Here is a 19,955-nt window from a genome sequence, read left to right on the forward strand (position 1 = left end):
CTGTGGGAGCGGGCTTGCTCGCGAAAGCGGTCTGACAAACGCTGAGGTTAGAGAACCTGCCGCAAGAAGGCCTGAGCCCGCGGATCCTTCGGCGCATCGAAGAATTCGGCCGGTGAAGCGTCTTCCAGCAATTTGCCGTGATCGAAGAACAGCACCCGATCCGCCACTTCCCGGGCGAAGCCCATTTCGTGGGTGACGCAAACCATGGTCATACCTTCCACCGCCAGGGTTTTCATCACGTCCAGCACTTCGCCGACCATTTCCGGGTCGAGCGCCGAGGTCGGCTCATCGAACAGCATGACCTTCGGCTCCATCGCCAGTGCCCGGGCGATGGCCACGCGCTGTTGCTGACCGCCGGACAGGCGCGACGGAAACTCGTTGGCCTTCTGCGCAATACCAACCTTTTCCAGTAACGCCAAGGCCTTGGCCTCCCGCTCCTTCTTGCCGCGCTTGCGCACGACTTTCTGGGCCAGGCAGAGGTTTTCCAGCACGGTCATGTGCGGGAACAGGTTGAAATGCTGGAACACCATGCCGACTTCGCGACGATAGGCATTCACGTCGGTTTTCGGGTCGGCCAGTTGCAAGCCGTCGATGCTCACCGAGCCCGAGTCGAACTCTTCCAGGCCGTTGAGGCAGCGCAGGAAAGTCGACTTGCCGGAACCGGACGGGCCGATCACCACCAGCACTTCGCCCTTGGCCACGTGCGTCGAAACGTTATCCACCGCGCGAACCACGTGGCCGCGGGTGTCGAAAACTTTTACCAGATCGCGGACTTCAATCACTTTGCGCGAGCCTCCGCTCAAGCCGGCTGGCGATTTTCGACAGCGGCAGGTTGATCAACAGGTACAGACCGGCCACGCAGAACAGGATTTCGAACGGCGAGAACGAGGTGGTGATGACTTCGCGACCGCTTTTGAGCAGCTCGGTAATCGCAATCACCGACACCAGCGAGGTGTCCTTGACCAGACTGATGAACTGGCCGGCCAGCGGTGGCAGCACCCGTTTGAACGCTTGCGGCAGCACCACGTGACGCATCGACTGACCAGCGCTCAGACCCAGGGAGCGCGCGGCTTCGCTCTGGCCACGGGCGATGGATTGCACGCCGGAACGGATGATTTCTGCCACATAAGCGCCGGTGAACAACGACAGCGCGGCGATCCCGGCGAACTCCCGGGAGAGGTTCATCACGGTGCCGATGAAGAAGTAGAAAATGAAGATTTGCACCAGCAGCGGCGTACCGCGGACCAGCTCGACGTAGATCGTCGAAAGATCGCGCAGGGTCGGGTTGTTCGACAATCGGCACAGGCCCGTGGCGAGGCCGATCAGCAGACCGAGCACACCTGAAACCACGGACAACCATAAGGTGGTCCAGAGCCCCCACATCAGCGGTCCGGCGGCCCAATGGCGGGTCACGCCGATCACGTCGCCTTCGGCCACGTCATCACCTTGGGCGACTTGCAGGCTGTTGTCGTCGACGGTCAGGTGCTGCTCTGTACCGGCATCATTGCGCAGGGTGACTTCCGCCTTGTCGCCCTTGCGCACCAGTTCGCTGACGGTGGAGATATCGGCGGCACGCCGGGATTCTTCGGCGTGGTAGGCGAAGTATTGCGGCACACGGTTCCAGCGCCATTCGTAGGACATCAGCGAGGTGGCGTAATACAACGCGCCGGCCAGGCCGATCAGCAGCAGCACGGTTAACACGTGCCACGGCCATTGGGCTTTTTTCTGTTTCATTGACTTTGAAAATTCCGAGATTTGTATCACCAGGGATGCCGTCTTCGCGAGCAAGCCCGCTCCCACATTTAACCGCGTACTTATCCAGCAACTCGGTCAACTGTGGGAGCGGGCTTGCCCGCGAATGGAGCGACGCGGTCTAGCTGACCGGGCCTTACTCCATGTCCTTGAGCCAAGCGGTGTCTTTGAACCACTTGTCATGGATGCGATCGTAGGTGCCGTCTTCGTGGATCTGGCGCAGGAAGTTATTGATGAAGTTGAGGCTGTCGTAGTCACCCTTCTTCAGACCGAAGGCCAGCGGCTCGTAGGTGAACGGCTTGTCGAGGAACACCAGTTTGCCGGCACCGACCTTGTTCACCGCCACGACGTTGTAAGGCGCGTCGTAGATGAAGGCGTCGGCCTTGCCGTTGACCACGTCGAGCACGGCTTCCTGCTCGTTGTCGTAGCCGTGGTAGTTGGCTTTGGAGATGAGCTTTTTGGCCACCATCTCGCCGGTGGTGCCGAGCTTGGAAGTGATCCGGTAGTCGGTGGTGTTCAGGTCTTTATAGGACTTGATGGTGCCTTCCAGTTCCTTGCGGATCAGCAGGGTCTGGCCCACCACGATGAACGGTTCGCTGAAGTTCAGGCGCAGGTTGCGTTCCTGGGTCAGGGTCATGCCGCTGCCGATCATGTCGAACTTGTCGGTGAGCAGGGCCGGGATGATGCCGTCGTAGCCGGTGGAAACCGTCTCCAGCTTGACGCCCATGGCCTTGGTCATGGCTTTGAGGATGTCGACTTCGAAGCCGATGATCTCGCCGCGCTTATTGGTCATTTCGAACGGCATGTAGGTCGGGTCCATGCCAACTTTCAGCGTGCCGCGCTTGACCGCGTCATCGATGGCACCGGCCTGCGCCGTGTTGACTGCAACCAATGCCGTGACGCCGACCAGCAGCATCGAGAGATACTTCTTCATCATCAAGTCCCCAAAACCATCGCGTTGTGAGGCGCGCAAACTGCGGGTTTCCCTTGGGAAACCGGCAGATACGAACAGAAAGTTGTCCGGGCGCACCAATTCGGGGACGGATGCTAACGCACTCGTTCGTTTGCACAAGGGTTTAAGCAGGATTTGTTGCCTGACGCTGATCAGCGCAAATAAAACCCCGCTTTCGCGGGGTTTTTTGTCAGGCCAACTGAGGCTGCACACTCAGCGGCTTGAGCGGCAACAGCGGCGCATGGGGATCGGCTTTCACCGATTTACGCCACGCCTCCAGCCACTCGGGGTGAGCTTCGTTCCAGATCTGCTCATGCAGACGACCCAGTGCCACCGGATCACTGAGCAGTTGCACGCGCTCATTGTTGTTCAGCCCCTCAGGCCCGACTTTCAGCGCATGACGCACCCGCTCGATCCGCAACCATTCGATCGGCTCGGCCTGACGGTGGCGTGAAGTCGCCAGCGAGCACGCCAAGGCGTTCTGCTGTGGATCGACCACTGCCCGGGTGAAGCCGTCGTTCAGTGCATGCCAACGGTTTTCGTGGGTGTACTGGTCGGTCGCCAGCAACGCCTGTGGCGGATTGTATTCCTCAGGGATCAGGAACAGGCTTTCGTCACGGGACTTGAGGCCCAGGCCAACTCGACTGGAGATCACCGACACCGGAATCGACAGCATCAACGAACCGACGATCGGCACCAGCCACCAGAGGAAGCTCGGGTTCAGCCAGATCACCAGCAGGGCCCAGAAGAAGCCCAGCAAGGTTTGCGGACCGTGGCGTTTGACCGCTTCGCTCCATGGCGTGGAGTCGTCGTCACGTTGCGGCGAGTTCCAGGTCGCGGCCCAACCGAGGAACGCGGCGAGCACGAAGCGGGTGTGGAAAATCATCCGCACCGGCGCCAGCAGCATGGAAAACAGCATCTCCAGCAGCATCGACATCGTCACCTTGAACTTGCCACCGAACTCTTTCGCGCCCTTGGCCCAGATCAGGATGATGCTCAACAACTTCGGCAGGAACAGCAGCACGACGGTGGTCGAGAACAGCGCGATCGCCTTGTCCGGGTGCCATTGTGGCCACAACGGATAGAGCTGACGTGGTTCAAGGAAGTACTGCGGCTCCATCAGCGTGTTGACCGCCAGCAGCGCCGTCGACAGCACAAGGAAGAAGAACCACAACGGCGCCGACAAGTAAGACATCACACCCGTCAGGAACACCGCACGGTGCACCGGGTGCATGCCTTTTACCAGGAACAACCGGAAGTTCATCAGGTTGCCGTGACACCAGCGACGGTCACGCTTGAGTTCGTCCAGCAGGTTCGGCGGCAATTCTTCGTAACTGCCCGGCAAGTCGTAGGCAATCCACACGCCCCAGCCGGCACGGCGCATCAGCGCCGCTTCAACGAAGTCGTGGGACAGAATTGCACCGGCGAACGCGCCTTTACCGGGCAACGGCGCCAGGGCGCAGTGCTCGATGAACGGCTTCATGCGGATGATCGCGTTATGGCCCCAGTAGTGGGATTCGCCCAACTGCCAGAAGTGCAGACCGGCGGTAAACAGCGGACCGTATACGCGGGTGGCGAACTGCTGCATGCGCGCATACAGCGTGTCCATGCCAGACGCGCGCGGCGCGGTCTGGATGATCCCGGCGTCCGGAGTAGCTTCCATCAAGCGCACCAGACTGGTCAGGCAATCACCGCTCATCACGGAGTCCGCGTCGAGCACGACCATGTACTTGTAATCACCGCCCCAACGACGGCAGAAGTCGTCGAGGTTGCCGCTTTTACGCTTGACGCGACGGCGGCGGCGGCGATAGAAGATCTTCCCGAAGCCCTTGGCTTCACGGCAGACGTCCAGCCAGGCTTGTTGCTCGGCGACGCAGATGTCGGCGTCGTTACTGTCGCTGAGGACAAAGAAGTCGAAGCGATCCAGGTTACCCGTGGCCGCAACCGACTCGAAGGTCGCCCGCAAACCGGCAAACACCCGTGGCACGTCTTCGTTGCAGATCGGCATCACCAGTGCGGTGCGCGCGTCCTTGGGGATCGGCTCGTTACCGGCGCTTTTACCGGAAATGCGGTATTTGTCGTGACCGGTGAGCAACTCGAGGAAGCCCATCAACGCGGTCCAGAAACCGGCCGACACCCAGCAGAACAGAATCCCGAACAAGATCAGGATGCTGGTTTGCAGTGCATACGGCAGCACTTGCGTAGCCGTTTGCGACAGCGGTTGATGCAGCACTTCATTCAGGTCGACGAACGACCAGCCCTGGTACGGCATGATGCCTTTCATGTACCAGCCGGCGACGATGGTCTGGCCGAGCATCAGCACCAGCAGAATGTAGCGGCGGATCGAACCGACGGTGCGCCAGCGAGCAGCCGGAAGCACGCGCTCATCCTTCGGCGGGGCCGGCGGATTGGTGCGACCGGTCAGACGACGCCAGCCACGCACCAGAATGTTGGTGCGCCACGGCTCCGGCACGACTTTGGTCCGACGGATCGGCGGGGTTGCCCGCAGGCAAACCCGGCCGCTGGCGTCGAGCACCAGCATTTCAGCGTCTGCCAGTTCTTCGGCAGTGTTCAGCGTCAAACGACGACCCACCGAAGCTTGAGCAGCCTCGGTCGGCGCGTCGAACGTCGAGGACGACAGGCGTTCGTGCAATTCGCTGAAAGACTGGCAGCCCGCGAGTTCCGCGCGCTGCTCGTCGGTCATCGGTAGATGCGCCAGATACTCGGCAAGAGTCTCTGGCTGTACTTGAGAATTACTCATCGGCAGGCAACTGGTAGCTCCAGGTCTCGGTCAGGACTTCTTCAGTCGGTACCGATTCCGGTGTGGCTGGGGCCGCTTCGGCAGCGACTGGCTGCTTGGCGTCTTTGTTGTCCTTGTCCTTGGAAACTGCGGCTGGCTTGGCTTCGACCTGCTTGGCTTCAACCTGCTTGGCCTCAGCTTGCTTGGTCTCCTTGGCTTCCTTGGCCTCCTTGTCTAGCTTCTCCTGCTGCCGAGCGGCAATCTTGTCAGCCTTGGCGACGGAAGAATTGGATGCCGGATACGATGTTTTGGCCAGGTCGGCAGTCACGATGTTCTTGACCAGTGCAGCACGCATCTCGGTAGGCTTGCCCGGATCCTTGATTTTCATCCGTAGCGTCAGGCGCCAGCCCTTGGTTTCAGGGTTGTAACGTACGCTGTTCTCGACCAGCTCGGCATTCTCGCCAACGCTGACCTGGCTACGAATCTCCGTATCTTCCGGCAATGCCGCAAGGGACGGACCTTCGAAGTCCACCAGATAGGCGACGCTGCCGTCCGGCTGACGGATCAGGTTGGACTGTTTCACGTCACCCGTGGAACGCAGGGTCTGTTGAACCCAGGCGCTGTCCGGTGCGTGAAGCGCGGCTTCGTCGATGGTCCAGTGCATGCGATAAGCGACGTCCAGCGGTTGGCCAGGCTCAGGCAGTTTTTCCGGACTCCAGAACGCAACGATATTGTCGTTGGTTTCGTCGGCAGTCGGAATCTCTACCAGATCGACGGAGCCCTTGCCCCAATCGCCTTTTGGTTCGATCCAGGCACTTGGGCGCTTGTCGTAGCGGTCGTCGAGGTCTTCGTAGTGGCTGAAGTCGCGGCCACGTTGCAGCAGACCGAAACCGCGCGGGTTCTCGATCGAGAAGTTGCTCACCGACAAGTGTTTCGGATTGTTCAGTGGGCGCCAGATCCACTCGCCGTTACCGGCATGGATCGACAGACCGCTGGAATCGTGTAGTTCGCGACGGTAGTTCAGCACTTTCGACGGCTGATTGGCGCCGAACAGGAACATGCTGGTCAGCGGCGCAACGCCAAGCTTGGTGACCTTGTCACGCAGGAACATCCTGGCCTTGACGTCGACAACGGTGTCGCTGCCCGGACGCAGGGTCAGGCGATAGGCACCGGTAGCGCGTGGCGAATCCAGCAGGGCGAAGATCACCAGGTGCTTGTCACCCGGTTTCGGCTGTTGAATCCAGAACTCGGTGAAACGCGGGAATTCTTCGCCGGACGGCAACGCGGTATCGATGGCCATGCCGCGAGCGGACAAGCCATAGGTGTGACCCTTGCCGACAACGCGGAAGTAACTCGCGCCGAGCATGGTCATGATTTCGTCTTGCTTGTCCGCCTTGTTGATCGGGTACAGCACACGGAAACCGGCATAACCCAGTTGTTCGGTGGCTTTAGGATCGAACTTCACGTCGCCGAAATCGAAACGACTTGGGTCGTATTTGATCTCTTCGACGGTGTTAGCTGTGATTTCGTTGATTTTCACCGGCGTATCGAAATGCATACCCTGGTGATAGAACGACAGCTTGAACGGGGTTTTCTGATCGGCCCACTCGGCTTTTTCGGTCAGGAAACGAATTTTTTGATAGTCCGCGAATTTCATCTCGCGGAACTCGTTCGGCAGGTTACTGCGCGGAGCTTCGTACTTCTGCCCGGCCAGCTCTTTTGCCTTGACCGATACATCATCCAGATTGAATGCCCAAAGCTGACCGGCGCTGAGCAGGCAGAGCAGTGCAGAGCCCGCTACCAGAGCACTTCGTAACCGTTTGGCAGACAATTTTGGTGCATTACAGGGACTAACAATCACGAGCAACCCTCGCCGAAAACAGATCAAAAAACCAACGGCCAGTTGAAGGGCCTATGAGGTGTGCGGCATGAAAAAACCGACCCTACAGACCACTCTTGCCAAGTTGGCGAGCATTATTCCGACTCCTATGGGGCTAAATGATTCCCCAAGAGGTCCAGGACAAGTCTCTACCTAAGTCAAAATGGACCAACGAACGCTGATCCCCGTAGCGCGCGATTATCTAGTAGGCCGCGTTACAACGCATCAGGGGTAACAAAGTATTTATCGCGAAAAACGCCTGTTTTCAGTCGAAAAGCCCTTAAAAACATGTTTCAAGGGCTTTCAGGTCTGTAACAGGAAGGTTACCGGGCCGTCGTTGACCAGGTGCACCTGCATATCCGCGCCGAATCTACCTGATGCCACAGTGCCATGCACCTGTTTCGCTTTACCTAATAGATAGTCGAAAAGCTCCTCACCCAGGGCCGGAGGGGCAGCGGTCGAAAAACTCGGACGCAACCCGCTCTTGGTATCGGCGGCCAGGGTGAACTGTGAGACCAGCAGCAACCCACCGCCTACATCCGCCAGAGACAGATTCATCTTGCCCTCGGCATCACTGAACACACGATAGTTAAGCAGTTTCTGCAGAAGTTTGTCGGCGCTGGCCCGAGTATCCTCGGGCTCGACCGCCACCAGCACCAGCAATCCCTGATCGACGGCGCCAACCACCTCCCCCGCTACCTCGACTCGTGCGCCACGCACGCGTTGCAGCAGGCCCTTCATGCTTCTTCAGGGGCCAGATCGAGCAGTCGATGGGCCATCTGATTGGCGGCACGAACCAGTGCGTCAGTAATGCCAGGTTCGGAGGCGGCATGGCCGGCGTCACGGATCACCTGCAATTCACTGTTCGGCCAGTTCTGATGCAGTTCCCAGGCGTTGTCCAGCGGGCAGATCACGTCGTAGCGGCCATGGACGATCACGCCAGGCAAATGGGCGATCTTGCCCATGTCGCGGATCAGCTGGTTGGGCTCAAGGAACGCATTGTTGGTGAAGTAGTGACATTCGATGCGGGCGATGGACAGCGCGCGCTGCGGCTCGGAGAAACGATCGACCACCATCGGGTTCGGGCGCAGGGTGGCGGTCCGGCCTTCCCAGGTGGACCAGGCCTTGGCCGCGTGCATCTGGGCAATCTGATCATTGCCGACCAAGCGTTTGTGGAAAGCCGAGAGCAAGTCTTCGCGCTCGTCCAGCGGGATCGGCGCGATGTAGTCCTGCCAGTAATCGGGAAACAGGCGACTGGCGCCACACTGGTAGAACCACTCGATTTCCTGCGGACGGCAGAGAAAAATCCCGCGCAGAATCAGACCGTGCACGCGCTCCGGGTGGGTTTGCGCGTAGGCCAGCGCCAGGGTCGAGCCCCACGAACCGCCAAACAGCACCCATTTATCGATGCCAAGGTGCTGGCGAATCCGCTCAAGGTCGGCGACCAGATCCCAGGTGGTATTGTTTTCCAGGCTGGCGTGGGGCGTGGAACGACCGCAACCGCGCTGGTCGAAGGTCACAATGCGATACAGGTTTGGATCGAAATACCGACGGCTCTGGGCATCACACCCGGCGCCGGGGCCGCCGTGGATGAATACAACCGGCAAACCTTCCGGTGAACCGCTTTCGTCGACATACAGCGTGTGGGTTTCATCGACGGCCAGATCGTGCCGGGCGTGGGGTTTGATCTGCGGGTACAAAGTCTGCATTGCGCGCTCCGTAAGGGGTCGAGGTCATCCCTGGGGGGACTTCTATTATTCTGCCGTCCGGCATCATAAACCCGAATTACGCCAATGAGCATGCCTTGCAGAGTCAGAGTTTTTCAGCCGGTTTTTTCAGACAAATAGCCGAGCAGCGTTTCATAGAGCGCGTCGACCTCGGCGACCTGCCCCCGAGCCCGCAGACAGCCGTGAACCAACCCCTCCCCGTAATAAAGCGTCGCTGCCACGCCTGCTGCGTTCAATCGCTCGGCGTACAGCACGCCGTCATCGCGCAACGGATCGAATTGCGCCACGGCGATCAAGGCCGGCGGCAACCCACTGAAGTCCTCGGCGAGCAACGGCATCGCGTAGGCACCTGGCTGTCCAGTGCCGCGCAAGTACAGGGCGTGATAACAGTCCAGATCGCTGCTGCTGAGCAAGGGGGCGTCGAGGCATTCACTGCGCGACGGCAATCGGTGATCACCGCCCAGCCCCGGATAAATCAGCACCTGCGCCGCCGGCAATGGCTCGCCCGCATCGCGCAACGCCAGACACAACGCAGCCGCAAGGTTGCCACCGGCGCTGTCCCCGGCCACCAGCGTTCGCTCGGGATCGAGCCGGAATGGCCCGGCCCGTAGCGCGCGCCAGACACCCAGACAATCCTCGAACGCCGCCGGAAACGGATGCTCCGGCGCCAACCGATAATCGACCGCGATCACCAGCACACCGAGCGTCGATGCCAGTTCGGCGCAGATGAAGTCGTGGGAATCCAGGTCCCCTACCACCCAGCCGCCGCCGTGCAGATACACGATGCACGGGCAACCGCCGGTCGGTGGCGAAACCGACGGCTGATAAGACCGCACCGGCACGCCGGCCAATTCGAAATCCACCACATAAAGACCGGCGGGACTTGACGGGGTGAACGCTCGGCACATCCCGCTGTAGGCTTGGCGCAAACCGGCGAGGCTGCTATCGGTGCTGTTGAAGCTGACGGTTTTCTCGACGAAAGCCGTCATTTGCTCGGATAACGGATAGGAACTCATCAAAGTTTCAAACTGGCCTGAACGGTCGCCACGCCATCCTTGCCATCAAAACTGCTGACACCGGCGAGCCAGCGCTGCAGATCCTCGGGATGATCACGCAGCCATTGTCTGGCAACGTCCTGAGGGGTCTTGCGTTCCATGATCGGCACCATCAACTGGCTTTCCTGGGCAGCGCTGAAGGTCAGGTTTTCCAGCAGGCGATTTACATTCGGGCAGCGCTGGGCGTAATCCGGGGCGGTCACGGTGGAGACGGTGGCGGCGCCCTCGTTCGGGCCGTAAACGTCTTCGCTGCCGGTCAGGTAGGCTATTTTCATGTTGATGTTCATCGGGTGCGGGGTCCAGCCGACGAACACCACGAGTTCCTTGCGATTCACCGCCCGTTGAACAGCGGCAAGCATGCCGGCCTCACCCGACTCGATCAGCTTGAAATCCTTCAAGCCAAATTGATTGGTCTCGATCATGGTTTTGATGGTGGTGTTGGCGCCACTGCCCGGCTCGATGCCGTAGATCTTGCCGCCGAGTTGATCCTTGAATTTGGCGATATCGGCGAAGGTTTTCAGGCCCGCTTCGGCGACGTACTCCGGTACGGCGAGCGTAGCCTGGGCGTCGGCCAGGCTCGGCTTGTCCAAGACTTTCACTTGATTGGCAGCCAGGAACGGCGCGATGTTTTTGTCCATCGCCGGTTTCCAGTAACCGAGGTAGATGTCCAGACGCTTGTCGCGGATACCGGCAAAGATGATTTGCTGCACGGCGCTGGTTTGCTTGCTTTCGTAGCCGAGGCCGTTGAGCAGCACATCGGCCATGCCACTGGTGGCGATCACGTCGGTCCAGTTGACCACGCCCATGCGCACGGCCTTGCAGGAAGCGTCGTCACTGGCCAGGACGCTGGTGCTCAGCAGAGCAGTGCCGCAGAGGATTGAGAGACAGCGGATAAACGGTCTTTTCATTGGGGAGGTTCTCGTGCGGCAGCGGATTATTGTGGGCCCGGTGTCTTCATGCACCGTGCCCAGAACATTACGCAGCGTCGAGAGGGTAAAAGCGAACTGTGGCGACCGTGTTTTGCACGGTGGCGACCGTTCCAGTCCGGTATCGAGGCGAGTGATGACCTGTGGCGAGGGAGCTTGCTCCCGTTGGGCTGCAAAGCAGCCCTGAAAACAGACACCTTGTGGTGTCAGACGGACCGGTTTGCAGACTTTGCGACTGCTGCGCAGCCGAGCGGGAGCAAGCTCCCTCGCCACAGGGTATTGTGCTGAGCGTTAGCGCTTGTAGTGTTCCTGCCCCCAAGCCAGCAGCCCTTGCAACAACTCCTTGAGTACCACCTGCGTCGGCGCCGCCAGGTCCGGACGATAGCGGAACGGCTCGAACTCTTCCATGTACGTGCACTGGCCCAACTCCAGTTGCACGGCATGGATGTTCTCAGCCGGATTGCCGTAATGCCGGGTGATGTGGCCGCCCTTGAAGCGACCGTTCAGCACATGGCTGTAATCGTCGTGGCGTGCGCAGATCGCTTCCAGTTGAGCGGCCAATTGTGGATCGCAACTGGCGCCGTTGAAGGTGCCTAGGTTGAAGTCCGGCAGTTTGCCGTCGAACAAGTGCGGGATGATCGAGCGGATCGAGTGCGCATCGAACAGCAATGCGTAGCCGAACTCGGCTTTCAGTCGCGCCAGCTCGTTCTGCAACGTGCTGTGGTACGGCGTCCAGATCTGCTCCAGGTAAGTCGCGCGTTCCGCCGCTGACGGCTCATGCCCTTCGCGGAACAACGGAATGCCGTCGAACAGCGTCGCCGGGTACAGACCGGTGGTCGCACCGGCATACAAAGGCTTGTCGTCAGACGGTCGGTTCAAGTCGATGACAAAACGCGAATACTCGGCGGCCAAGGTGCTGGCGCCCAGCTCGGCAGCAAATTCGTAAAGCTGCGGAATGTGCCAATCAGTGTCCGGCAGGCTTTTCGCGTCGGGGATCAACCCGGCTTCGACCGTCGGGGTCAGGCGCAGGCCGGCGTGGGGCATGCTGATCAGCAGCGGCACGCGGCCTTGTTTGAAGTTCAGAACCTTATCCACAACTGTTCTCCTAAATGCTCACTTCAACGCCGTGACGCACGACGCGTTTTTCCAGGTCACCGCCCAGCCAGTACGACAGATCGGCCGGACGATCGATTTGCCAGGCGACGAAATCTGCACACTTGCCGACTTCCAGCGAACCGTGGGTTTCAGCCATGCCCAGCGCCGTGGCGGCATGAATCGTTGCACCCGCCAAGGATTCTTCCGGGGTCATGCGGAAACAGGTGCACGCCATGTTCAGCATCAAACGCAACGACAGCGCCGGTGAGGTGCCTGGGTTAAGGTCGCTGGCGATGGCAATTTTCACGCCGTGTTTGCGCAGAGCCTCCATCGGCGGCAACTGGGTTTCCCGCAGGAAGTAAAAGGCGCCGGGCAGCAACACCGCGACGGTGCCGGACTTGGCCATGGCGATGGCGTCGTCTTCGGTCATGAATTCCAGGTGATCGGCCGACAGTGCGTGGTAACGCGCCGCCAGACTCGAACCATGCAACGACGACAATTGTTCGGCGTGCAGCTTCACCGGCAAACCGAGCTTCTGAGCGGTGATGAACACCCGCTCGACCTGCGCCGGCGAAAACGCCAGGTATTCGCAGAACGCGTCCACGGCATCCACCAGCCCTTCGGCGGCCAGGGCCGGCAGCATCTCGGCGCAGATGTGATCGATGTAGTCGTCGGCACGGTCCGCGTATTCCGGCGGCAACGCGTGAGCGGCCAGGCAGGTGCTGCGCACGCTGACCGGCAGTTCGGCGCCGAGGCGGCGGATGACCCGCAGGATCTTGCGTTCGCTGGCCAGGTCCAGGCCGTAGCCGGATTTCATTTCGACCGTGGTCACGCCGTCGCGCATCAGGCTTTTCAGACGCTTGGCGGCGCTGGCGAACAGCTCGTCTTCAGTGGCCGCGCGAGTGGCGCGCACGGTGCTGGCAATGCCACCACCGGCCGCTGCGATTTCTGCATAGCTGACGCCTTGCAGACGCTGTTCGAATTCACCGCTGCGGTTACCGCCGAACACCGTGTGGGTGTGGCAGTCGATCAGGCCCGGCGTCACCCAGGCCCCTTTAAGATCATTGACTGCCGGGTACTCGCCCGACGGCAGTTCAGCGCGTGGGCCGATCCACTCAATGTGCGCTCCTGACGTCACGATGGCCGCATCCTCGATGATCGAGTAGACGCCTTGCGCCATGGTTGCGACGTGGCAGTGTTGCCAGAGAGTTTTCATCCGTGGCCTCCGTTAGGTTATCGATGAGAAAAAGAAGGTTCCCGCTCCACCGGTACTGCCTTCCCTGCCGCCGGTTTCACCCACGTCAGGTAGGCCAGCACCAGCAATACAATCCAGACCACGCCGACGATCAGAGCCGCCTGGGTGTCCGGGAAATAGCCCAGCACGCCAAAGATGAACAGCATGAAGGCAATCGCCGCCATTGGCGCATAGGGCCAGAAAGGCACCGGGAATTTCAGTTGGGCGACCTGCTCGGCACTCATGGAACGACGCATGGCCACTTGGGTGAACAGAATCATCAACCAGACCCATACAGTGGCGAAGGTCGCAATGGACGCGATCAACAGAAACACGTTTTCCGGAATCAGGTAGTTCAGCAGCACGCCCAGCAGCAGCGCGGCACTCATTACCACCACGGTCATCCATGGCACGCCGTTGCGCGACAAGCGGGCGAAGCCCTTTGGCGCGTGCCCTTGCTGGGCCAGACCGTACATCATGCGGCCCGCGCCAAAGATGTCACTGTTGATCGCCGACACCGCCGCCGAGATCACCACGATATTGAGAATGGTCGCCGCCGAGCTGATCCCCAGGTTGTCGAAAATCTGCACAAATGGGCTGCCTTGGCTGCCGATCTGCTGCCATGGAAAGATCGACATCAGTACGAACATCGTCAGCACGTAGAACAGCAGGATACGCAACGGTACGGCATTGATCGCCCTGGGCAGCACGCGCTGCGGGTCTTTGGCTTCACCGGCCGTTACGCCGATGATTTCAATGCCGCCGAACGCAAACATCACCACCGCAAACGAAGCGATCAGGCCGCCCACGCCATTGGGCATGAAGCCGCCATGGCTCCAGAGATTGCTGATGTCGGTCGCCTGAGCGCCGGGCGCCGTGCTGATGCCGAACAGCATGATGCCAAAGCCACCGAGGATCATCGCGACGATGGCCGCCACTTTGAGCAGCGACAGCCAGAACTCCATTTCGCCGAAGACTTTGACGTTGCACAGGTTCAAGCCGCCGACCACCGAAACGATGCCCAGCACCCAGATCCAGCGGGCGACTTCCGGAAACCAGAAGCCCATGTAAATACCGAATGCGGTGACGTCGGCCATGCCGACGATGACCATTTCAAACGCGTAGGTCCAACCGAGGATGAAGCCCGCCATCGGCCCAAGATAAGTGCTGGCGTAGTGGCCGAAAGAACCGGCCACCGGATTGTGCACCGCCATCTCGCCGAGGGCGCGCATGACCATGAACACCGCCGCGCCACCGATCAGGTAAGCGAGCAGGACCGCAGGCCCGGCCATTTGAATGGCCGAGGCAGAACCGTAAAACAGCCCGGTGCCGATTGCCGACCCCAGCGCCATGAAGCGAATATGTCGGGCAGAGAGCCCGCGTTTCAAACCCTTTTCTGGCTGTTGCATTGCTCGTCCTTATTTATTCTTATTCGACGCAAAATCGAATCGCGAGCAAGCTCGCTCCCACATTGGATTGCATGAACCCTGTGGGAGCGAGCTTGCTCGCGATAGGGCCATTACAGGCTAGGCAGCAACTTCGCCGGTACCAGCGCGTTCAGGCAACGGCTCGCCAACAACTCGCTCGCCGCGTTGATGTCCGGTGCAAAGAAGCGATCCTTCTCATAGAAAGGCACTTGCGCACGCAGAATCCCGCGAGCCTCTTCCAGCTTCGAAGAAGTCTTCAGACCATCGCGCAGATCCAGACCTTGGACCGCAGCCAACCATTCCACCGCGAGAACGCCGCGAGTGTTTTCGGCCATTTCCCACAGGCGCTTGCCGGCAGCCGGCGCCATGGAAACGTGATCTTCCTGGTTCGCGGAAGTCGGCAGGCTGTCCACCGAGTGCGGATGGGACAGCGCCTTGTTCTCGCTGGCCAGTGCCGCAGCGGTCACCTGGGCGATCATGAAGCCGGAGTTCACGCCGCCATTGGCCACCAGGAACGGCGGCAGTTGCGACATGTGCTTGTCCATCATCAGCGAGATACGACGCTCGCTCAGGGAACCGATTTCAGCGATGGCCAACGCCATGTTGTCGGCAGCCATGGCGACCGGTTCGGCGTGGAAGTTACCGCCGGAGATCACGTCGCCTTCAGCGGCGAATACCAGCGGGTTGTCCGAAACGGCGTTGGCTTCGATGGCGAGCACTTCGGCGGCCTGACGGAACTGGGTCAGGCAGGCTCCCATGACTTGCGGCTGGCAGCGCAGGGAGTACGGGTCCTGAACCTTTTCGCAGTTCTGGTGCGAGTCGGACACTTCGCTGCGCTCGCCCAGCAGATCGCGGTAAGCAGCAGCGGCATCGATCTGGCCTTTCTGGCCACGAGCGGCGTGGATGCGAGCATCGAATGGCGAGCGCGAGCCCAGCACGGCTTCAACAGTCATACCACCAATGGCCAGGGCGCCAGCAAACAGGTCTTCGCCTTCGAACAAACCACGCAATGCATAAGCGGTCGAAACCTGGGTGCCGTTGAGCAGCGCCAGACCTTCTTTCGCAGCCAGGGTCAGCGGGGTCAGACCGGCCACTTTCAGCGCTTCGGTCGCTTCCATCCACTCGCCTTTGTAGCGCGCCTTGCCTTCGCCCAGCAGCACCAGCGACATGTGGGCCAACGGCGCCAGGTCACCGGATGCACCGACCGAACCTTTCAATGGAATGTGCGGGTAAACCTCGGCATTGATCAGGGCGATCAGTGCGTCGATGACCTTGCGACGAATACCGGAGAAACCACGGCTCAGGCTGTTGACCTTCAGCACCATGACCAAGCGAACCAGTGCATCGCTGATCGGCTCGCCAACACCGGCGGCGTGGGACAGCACCAGCGAGCGCTGCAGGTTTTCCAGGTCTTCGCTGGCGATACGGGTCGACGCCAACAAGCCGAAACCGGTGTTGATGCCATAAGCGGTGCGGTTCTCGGCGAGGATCTGTTCCACGCAGGCAACGCTGACTTCGATCTGGGCCGAGGCACTGTTGTCGAGGGTGATTTTGACCGGTTGCTGATAAACATCACGCAGTTGGGCAAGGCTCAGTTGGCCGGGAATAAGGTTTAAAACAGTCATTTCTATGCTCCTTTTGAGAGATTTATTCTTCATAAATGAAGAGTACTCACCAGACGCTCCGGAGATGTCCGTTGTCCGTCGCGTCTCGCCTTCTGGGGAGCCGCGCCTTGGCACGCTGGTGTTTTGTAAAAATCAGTTCAAGTTTGGTAACGCGCTGTGCAGCAAAACAGGGTCTTTCAAAACGGCGGCGGCACTGGCGATGTCCGGTGCCAGCCAGCGGTCCTGGTCGTAGGCCGGGACTCGCTCGCGCAGCAGACGCCAGGCGGCATCGGTACCGGCGCCGAAGCGTTGCTCTTTCAAGAATTCAAACGCCTGAGACGCCAGCAGGTACTCGATGGCGAGGATCTGCGTGCAGTTTTCCAAGGCGCGATGCAACTTCAGCGCGGCGTTGGTGCCCAGGCTCAGGTGATCTTCCTGCAGGCCCGAGGTGACGTAGTTGTCGAGTACCGCCGGTTGCGCCAACTGACGGTTTTCCGCACACAGCGAAGCAGCGACGTACTGGACGATCATCATCCCGGAGTTAACCCCCGGGTTGGCCACCAGGAATGCCGGCAAACCGCTGACATGCGGGTTGATCAAGCGGTCGAGGCGACGTTCGGCGATGGAGCCGATTTCCGCCATGGCGATGGCCAGTAAATCCGCCGCCAAGGCCACGGATTGACCGTGCGGGTTGGCCTGGGACACCACTCGGAAGTCGTCCGGCGTGCCCAGCAGCATCGGGTTGTCGGTGACCGAGTTGAGTTCGGTTTCGATCTGCTTTTTCGCGTGCTCAAGTTGGTCGCGAGCCGCACCGTGAACCTGCGGGATAGAGCGAATGCTCAGCGCATCCTGAGTGCGAATGCCTTTGCTGCTGGCAATCACTTCACTGCCATCGAGCAACGCGCGCAAGTTGATGCCGACTTGCTGCATGCCTGGATGTGGTTTGAGCGCGATGATCTCGGCATCGAACGCAGCAATTTGACCGCGCTGGGCTTCGAAGCTCATGGCACCGATCACGTCAGCCCATTGCACCAAACGCGTCGCGTCGGCGATTGCCAGGCAGCTGAGGCCGGACATGCACGGCGTGCCGTTGACCAGGCACAGGCCATCTTTGGCGCCCAGTTGAACCGGTTGCAGACCTTCTTCGGCCAGGGCCTGCTGCGCGGAAACGATCTGCCCGCGATAGCTGACATTGCCGACACCCAGCAGCGCGATGCTGATGTGGGCCATGTGGGTCAGGTAACCCACCGAACCCTGGGACGGCACTTGCGGGGTGATGCCGCGATTGAGCAGCGCCAGAAGACCTTCGACGACCCGGCGATGAATGCCGGATTTGCCATGGCTGTAGTTGCGAATAGCGGCGCAGATGATTGCGCGGGTCTGTTCGTCGGCCAGTGGCGCGCCGACGCCACAGGCGTGACTGAGCAGGGTGTTGCGCGACAGTTGGCTGAGTTGCTCGTCTTTGAGCGAGACATTGCACAGCGCGCCGAGGCCGGTGTTGACGCCATAGGCGCGCTCGCCGCTGACGACGATGCGCTGGACGATCGCCTGGGCATTTTCGATCCGCGCCCAGACCTGTGGTGACAGCTCAAGCTGTGCGCCATGACGGGCGACGGCGACCACATCCTGCCAACGCAACGGGGCGTCGGCGATAACGATTTTTTCAGCCTGGGACATCTTTGACCTCATACAAAATTCTTGAACGCATGACACCTGTGGCGAGGGAGCTTGCTCCCGCTGGGCTGCGAAGCAGCCCCAAAAAATCTGCGACCGCTTCGCGCTCGAGCGGGAGCAAGCTCCCTCGCCACAAAAGCGGTCTGTCTTAAACCACCGCAGCCCGACGCTGAACGAACCGATCGACATACTCATCCGCTGGCGAATGCAGGATCTCTCTTGGCGTACCCACCTGAATCAGGCGGCCATCCTTGAGGATCGCAATGCGGTTGCCGATGCGCACGGCCTCGTCGAGGTCGTGGGTGATGAAGACGATGGTCTTGTGCAGGGTCTTTTGCAGTTCCAGCAACTGGTCCTGCATCTCGGCGCGAATCAGCGGGTCGAGGGCACTGAAGGCTTCGTCCATCAGGATGATGTCGGTGTCTGCCGCCAGGGCGCGAGCCAGGCCCACACGCTGACGCATGCCGCCCGAGAGCTGATGCGGGTATTTGTTTTCGTAGCCCTTGAGGCCCACGGTGTTGATCCAGTGCAGCGCGCGCTCGGAGCACATTTGCTTGGTCTCGCCACGCACTTTCAAGCCGTAGGCGACGTTATCCACCACGGTCTTGTGCGGCAGCAGGCCAAAGCTCTGGAACACCATGCTGATCTTGTGCCGGCGAAATTCGCGCAGGGCTTCCATGTCGTATTGCAGGATGTCCACGCCGTCCACCAGGATCGCGCCGCTGGTCGGGTCGATCAGGCGATTGAAGTGGCGCACCAAGGTGGACTTGCCGGAACCCGACAGGCCCATGATCACGAAGATCTCGCCGGTGCCGATGCTCAGGGACAAGTCGTTCACGCCGACCACGCAGCCGGTTTCGGACAGCACCTGATCCTTGGTTTTGCCCTGGCCGATCATGGCCAGCGCATCCTTGGAACGGTTGCCGAAAATCTTGAAGACGTTTTTGACTTCGATCTTGCTGATGGCTTCGTTGTTCATTTGCTCACCTCATGCCGTGCCCGACCATACGCCTGAGTAATACGGTCGATAACCACTGCCAGAATCACGATCGCCAGACCGGCCTCAAGACCACGTCCGACGTTGAGAGTCTGAATCCCCACCAACACGTCTTCGCCCAAGCCACGGGCACCGATCATCGAGGCAATCACTACCATCGACAGGGCCATCATGGTGGTCTGGTTGATCCCGGCCATGATGCTCGGCAGGGCCAGCGGAAGTTGCACGCCAAACAGTTGCTGCCAACGGTTGGCACCGAAGGCGTTGATCGCTTCCATCACTTCGCCGTCGACCTGGCGAATGCCCAGATCAGTCAGGCGGATCAGCGGTGGTGCGGCGTAGATCACGGTGGCGAAAATCGCCGGGACCTTGCCCAGGCCGAACAGCATCAGTACCGGGATCAGGTACACGAAACTCGGCATGGTCTGCATGATGTCCAGCAGCGGCATCAAGATCGAACGCAGGCGATTGCTGCGTGCCGAAAGAATGCCCAGTGGAATGCCGATCAGCACCGAAATGATCGTCGCCACCATCATCAGCGCCAGGGTTTGCATCAGCTTGTCCCAGAGGCCGACCGCACCCACCAGGAACAACAAGCCGACAATCACGGCCGTGGTCACGACTTTGCGGGTCGCGTGCCAGGCAACGCCCGCGACGATGGCCAGCATCAGCCACCAAGGCGCCGCGCGCAGTAGCCCTTCAAGATTGACGATGGCCCACAGCAGCGTGTCCGAGATTTGCCGGAACACGTCGCCGTAGTTGGTGACCAGCGTATCGACCCAACTGTTGACCCAGTCGGCGATGGAAAAGGTAAAGCTTTCGGGAAACATAAGAGACTCTCAATCAAGGGGTTGCGATCAAGCATCCGACTGCCGCTCAGGGCAGTCGGAGAG

General features: G+C 60.2%; 16 protein-coding genes. All 16 read right to left on the minus strand.

What is annotated here, in order from left to right; all coding sequences use genetic code 11:
- Nucleotides 1-47: 47 nt before the first annotated feature.
- A complete protein-coding gene (locus tag ACSQ87_RS29705) occupies nt 48-782 on the minus strand; it encodes an amino acid ABC transporter ATP-binding protein (protein ID WP_046045596.1) in 735 nt (244 codons plus the stop codon).
- Nucleotides 775-1,734, minus strand: a complete 960-nt coding sequence (locus tag ACSQ87_RS29710; RefSeq protein WP_436274949.1) for an amino acid ABC transporter permease — start codon at nt 1,732-1,734, stop codon at nt 775-777. The genes ACSQ87_RS29705 and ACSQ87_RS29710 overlap by 8 nt, the downstream gene beginning before the upstream one ends.
- 154 nt (nt 1,735-1,888) lie before the next feature.
- Nucleotides 1,889-2,686 (minus strand): transporter substrate-binding domain-containing protein, encoded by a 798-nt coding sequence (locus ACSQ87_RS29715; RefSeq protein ID WP_223431131.1) that lies wholly within the window; start codon nt 2,684-2,686, stop codon nt 1,889-1,891.
- 208 nt (nt 2,687-2,894) lie between these two features.
- Nucleotides 2,895-5,465 (minus strand): glucans biosynthesis glucosyltransferase MdoH, encoded by a 2,571-nt coding sequence (gene mdoH, locus ACSQ87_RS29720; protein WP_436274950.1) that lies wholly within the window; start codon nt 5,463-5,465, stop codon nt 2,895-2,897.
- Complete coding sequence (locus ACSQ87_RS29725; protein ID WP_150656746.1) at nt 5,458-7,305, minus strand: glucan biosynthesis protein G; 1,848 nt, start codon at nt 7,303-7,305, stop codon at nt 5,458-5,460. Before ACSQ87_RS29725 ends, mdoH begins: the two co-directional genes overlap by 8 nt.
- A gap of 321 nt (nt 7,306-7,626) precedes the next feature.
- Complete coding sequence (gene dtd / locus ACSQ87_RS29730; protein WP_008149496.1) at nt 7,627-8,064, minus strand: D-aminoacyl-tRNA deacylase; 438 nt, start codon at nt 8,062-8,064, stop codon at nt 7,627-7,629.
- Entirely contained in the window at nt 8,061-9,032 is a 972-nt protein-coding gene (pip, locus tag ACSQ87_RS29735; RefSeq protein ID WP_223431133.1) for a prolyl aminopeptidase, read from the minus strand. The genes dtd and pip overlap by 4 nt, the downstream gene beginning before the upstream one ends.
- Nucleotides 9,033-9,145: 113 nt before the next feature.
- The gene (locus ACSQ87_RS29740) at nt 9,146-10,066 is read right to left on the minus strand and encodes an alpha/beta hydrolase (protein ID WP_436274951.1); all 921 of its coding nucleotides are present in this window, start codon (nt 10,064-10,066) and stop codon (nt 9,146-9,148) included.
- Complete coding sequence (locus tag ACSQ87_RS29745) at nt 10,066-11,013, minus strand: choline ABC transporter substrate-binding protein (protein ID WP_223431135.1); 948 nt, start codon at nt 11,011-11,013, stop codon at nt 10,066-10,068. Before ACSQ87_RS29745 ends, ACSQ87_RS29740 begins: the two co-directional genes overlap by 1 nt.
- 309 nt (nt 11,014-11,322) lie before the next feature.
- Nucleotides 11,323-12,126 (minus strand): N-formylglutamate deformylase, encoded by an 804-nt coding sequence (gene hutG / locus ACSQ87_RS29750; protein WP_436274952.1) that lies wholly within the window; start codon nt 12,124-12,126, stop codon nt 11,323-11,325.
- Nucleotides 12,127-12,136: 10 nt separating this feature from the next.
- Nucleotides 12,137-13,342 carry an imidazolonepropionase gene (gene hutI / locus ACSQ87_RS29755; RefSeq protein WP_436274953.1) on the minus strand — a complete coding sequence of 402 codons (1,206 nt, stop codon included), beginning with the start codon at nt 13,340-13,342 and terminating at the stop codon, nt 12,137-12,139.
- 17 nt (nt 13,343-13,359) lie between these two features.
- Nucleotides 13,360-14,769 (minus strand): amino acid permease, encoded by a 1,410-nt coding sequence (locus ACSQ87_RS29760; protein ID WP_150656751.1) that lies wholly within the window; start codon nt 14,767-14,769, stop codon nt 13,360-13,362.
- Between the two features lie 110 nt (nt 14,770-14,879).
- Nucleotides 14,880-16,412, minus strand: a complete 1,533-nt coding sequence (hutH, locus tag ACSQ87_RS29765) for a histidine ammonia-lyase (protein ID WP_436274954.1) — start codon at nt 16,410-16,412, stop codon at nt 14,880-14,882.
- Nucleotides 16,413-16,544: 132 nt separating this feature from the next.
- Nucleotides 16,545-18,068, minus strand: coding sequence for a histidine ammonia-lyase (hutH, locus tag ACSQ87_RS29770; protein ID WP_223431139.1), 1,524 nt, complete (start codon nt 18,066-18,068; stop codon nt 16,545-16,547).
- A 145-nt stretch (nt 18,069-18,213) separates the two neighbouring features.
- Entirely contained in the window at nt 18,214-19,044 is an 831-nt protein-coding gene (locus ACSQ87_RS29775; RefSeq protein ID WP_008149478.1) for a quaternary amine ABC transporter ATP-binding protein, read from the minus strand.
- Nucleotides 19,041-19,892, minus strand: coding sequence for an ABC transporter permease (locus tag ACSQ87_RS29780; RefSeq protein ID WP_095127535.1), 852 nt, complete (start codon nt 19,890-19,892; stop codon nt 19,041-19,043). Before ACSQ87_RS29780 ends, ACSQ87_RS29775 begins: the two co-directional genes overlap by 4 nt.
- Nucleotides 19,893-19,955: the final 63 nt, after the last annotated feature.

Origin of the sequence: Pseudomonas sp. LjRoot277 (assembly GCF_964253845.1) — a bacterium.
Lineage (GTDB): Bacteria > Pseudomonadota > Gammaproteobacteria > Pseudomonadales > Pseudomonadaceae > Aquipseudomonas.